The following is a 3199-nucleotide window of genomic DNA, read 5'->3' on the forward strand; positions in this document are numbered from 1 at the left end:
CGATGCGGTGCGCCTGCTGGCCGACGGCGAACGCCACTACCTGCTCAACCAGATAGTCCTGACCAGCTACCGCCAGCGGCACGACCCGACCGCCGCGCCGCAGGCCGTGGCCCTGGTGTGGCGCGACGTCAGCGAGCAGTTCGACCTGCACCGCAGCGACAAGCGCTGGCTGGTGGTCAAGTGGCTGCTCGCCTGGTGCGGCGCCGAGGCCCTGCTGCTGGTGCTGCTGCGCACCACCAAGCGCAGCACCCAGCGCCTGATGCAGCGCCAGCAGGCGGCGGTGCGCGAGGCGCGCGCCTACCTGCAGGCGCTGCTCGATTCGGCCACCGGGGTGTCGATCATCGCCACCGATCCGCAGGGCCGCATCAACCTGTTCAATTCCGGCGCCGAACGCCTGCTCGGCTATAGCGCCGCGCAGATGATCGGCAAGCACACGCCTGCGCTTATTCACCTCGAGGAAGAAATTCAGGCGCGCGCCGCCGAACTGAGCGCGCAGGCCGGCCGCCCCGTCGAAGGTTTCGAGGTGTTCGTGCACAACGCCCGCGGCGGCGAGCCGGAAACCCGCCAATGGACCTACCGCTGCCAGGACGGCAGCCTGCGCCCGGTCAACCTGACCGTCAGCGCCATGTTCGACGGCAGCGGCCGGATCACCGGCTTCCTCGGCATCGCCAGCGACATCGGCGAACTGCAGCAGGCCACCCGCGCGCTGCAGAAGAGCGAGAGCCGCTTCCGCGGCCTGGTCGCCAACCTGCCCGGGGTGGTCTACCGCTGCGCCAACGACGCCGACTGGAGCATGCGCTACGTCAGCGAGGAGATCCTCAGCCTCAGCGGCTACCCGCCCAGCGACTTCATCGACAACCGCGTGCGCAGCTTCTCCAGCATCGTCCACCCCGACGACCTGGCCATCACCTACCGCGCTGGCGAGGCCATCGAGCGCCAGGAAATCTTCGAACTGACCTACCGCCTGCGCCACGCCGACGGCCACAACGTCTGGGTGCGCGAGAAGGGCCGCGGCGAGTACGACAGCCAGGGCCGGCTGCTGTGGGTCGACGGCTTCCTCTGGGACATCAGCGAGCGCCAGGCCATCGAGGACGAGCTGCGCCTGAGCCAGCAGCGCTTTCGCAATGCCTTCACCACCGCGCCGCAGGGCATGGCCCTGGTCGCCCCGGACGGCCGCTGGCTGGAGGTCAATGACGCGCTGTGCCAGATGCTCGGCTACCCGCGCGAGGAACTGCTGGCCACCTCCTACCAGTCCGTGACCCATCCCGAGGACCTCGAGGCCGACCTGGAGAACGCCCAAGACCTGCTGGCCGGACGGATCAATGCCTACCAGATGGAGAAGCGCTACCTGGACAAGCAGGGTCAGGTGCTCTGGGTGCTGCTCAGCGTGTCGCTGGTGCGCGACGGCGAGGGCCGGCCGGTGCACTTCGTCGCGCAGATCCAGGACTTCAGCGACCGCGTCGCCGCCGAACGCGCGGTACGCGAGCGCGAGCACTACCTGCGCACCCTGCTCGACAACGTCATCGACGCCATCGTCACCATCGACGAGGCGGGCCGCATCGAGACCTTCAATCACGCCGCCGAGCACATCTTCGGCTACCGCCACGCCGAGGTGGCCGGGTGTAACGTCAGCCTGCTGATGCCCGAGCCCTACCGCAGCGCCCACGACGGCTACATCCAGCGCTACCTGCGTACCGGCGAGGCCTGGGTGGTCGGCCAGAGCCGCGAGCTGGAGGGCCTGCGGCGCAGCGGCGAGCGCTTCGCCATGGAGCTGGCGGTGTCGCAGATCAGCCACCAGGGCCAGCGCCGCTTCATCGCGGTGATCCGCGACATCGCCGAGCGCAAGCGCATCGAGCAGATGAAGAACGAATTCGTCTCCACCGTCAGTCACGAACTGCGCACCCCGCTGACCGCCATCGCCGGCTCGCTCGGCCTGATCAACGGCGGCGCCCTCGGCGCGGTGCCGGACACCATGCAGCAGATGCTGGCCATCGCGCAGAGCAACAGCCAGCGCCTCAACGAGCTGATCAACGACCTGCTCGACATGGACAAGCTGGTGGCCGGCAAGATGCACTTCGAGCTGCAGGCGCAACCGCTGCAGCCGCTGCTGGAGCAGGCGCTGCTGCACAACCAGCCCTACGCCGACCAGCACCGGGTACGCCTGCGGCTGCAGGTCGAAGGCGACGCGGCGGTACGCGTCGACGGCCAGCGCCTGGCCCAGGTGATGGCCAACCTGCTGTCCAACGCGGCGAAGTTCTCGCCGCCGGGCGGCCAGGTCGAGGTGCGCCTGCAGCGCTGCGCCGAGGTGCTGCGGGTCGCCGTCACCGACCACGGCCCGGGCATCCCCGACGCCTTCAAGCCGCGCATCTTCAGCAAGTTCTCCCAGGCCGACGCCGGCGACACCCGGCAAATGGGCGGCACCGGCCTGGGCCTGGCAATCTGCAAGGAAATCGTCGAACGCATGGGCGGGCATATCGGCTTCGACTCGCGCGAAGGCCGGGGCGCCTGTTTCTGGTTCGAACTGCCCATCACCGGGAGCGAGACATGAGCCAAGCGCCGATCCCCCACAACGAGCAGCAGCGGCTGGCCGCGCTGCAGGCCCTGGAGCTGCTCGACACCCCGGCCGAGACGCTGTTCGACCACATCACCGCGCTGGCCGCGCAGATCTGCGCCACCCCCATCGCGCTGATCTCGCTGATCGACGCCGAGCGCCAGTGGTTCAAGAGCCGGGTCGGCCTGGACACCGAGCAGACCGCGCGCGAACTGGCCTTCTGCGCCCACGCCGTGGCCGCCGACGCGCCGCTGGAAGTGGACAACGCCCTGGAGGATGCGCGCTTTCGCGACAATCCGCTGGTCACCGCCGCGCCGCATATCCGCTTCTACGCCGGCATGCCGCTGCACGACCGCCACGGCCTGGCCCTCGGCACCCTGTGCGTGATCGACCGCCAGCCGCGCCACCTCGATGCGCACCAGCGCCAGCAGCTGCAGCACCTGGCGCGACTCACCGGCGAGCTGTTCGAGCTGCGCCTGCAGGCGCGCCGCCAGGCCGAGCAGAGCGCCATGCACCAGGCCATGCTGGACAACGCCGGCAGCGCGGTGCTGGTGCTCGACCCGCAGGGCCGGGTGCTGCGCAGCAACCCCGAGGCGCAGCAGCTGCTGGAGCATTCGGCCGCGGCCCTGAGCGGCCAGCACATGCCGC

Annotated in this window: 2 protein-coding genes; both read left to right on the forward strand. The window is 69.8% G+C overall.

Annotation, left to right across the window (positions count from 1 at the left end):
• The coding region (locus N878_RS16150; RefSeq protein ID WP_021444645.1) for a PAS domain S-box protein at positions 1-2548 on the forward strand (2548 nt) is incomplete at its 5' end.
• A partial coding sequence (locus tag N878_RS16155) for a GAF domain-containing protein (protein WP_021444646.1) occupies positions 2545-3199 on the forward strand: 655 nt, incomplete at its 3' end. The genes N878_RS16150 and N878_RS16155, both read left to right, overlap by 4 nt.

Origin of the sequence: Pseudomonas sp. EGD-AK9, from assembly GCF_000465935.2 — a bacterium.
GTDB lineage: Bacteria > Pseudomonadota > Gammaproteobacteria > Pseudomonadales > Pseudomonadaceae > Aquipseudomonas.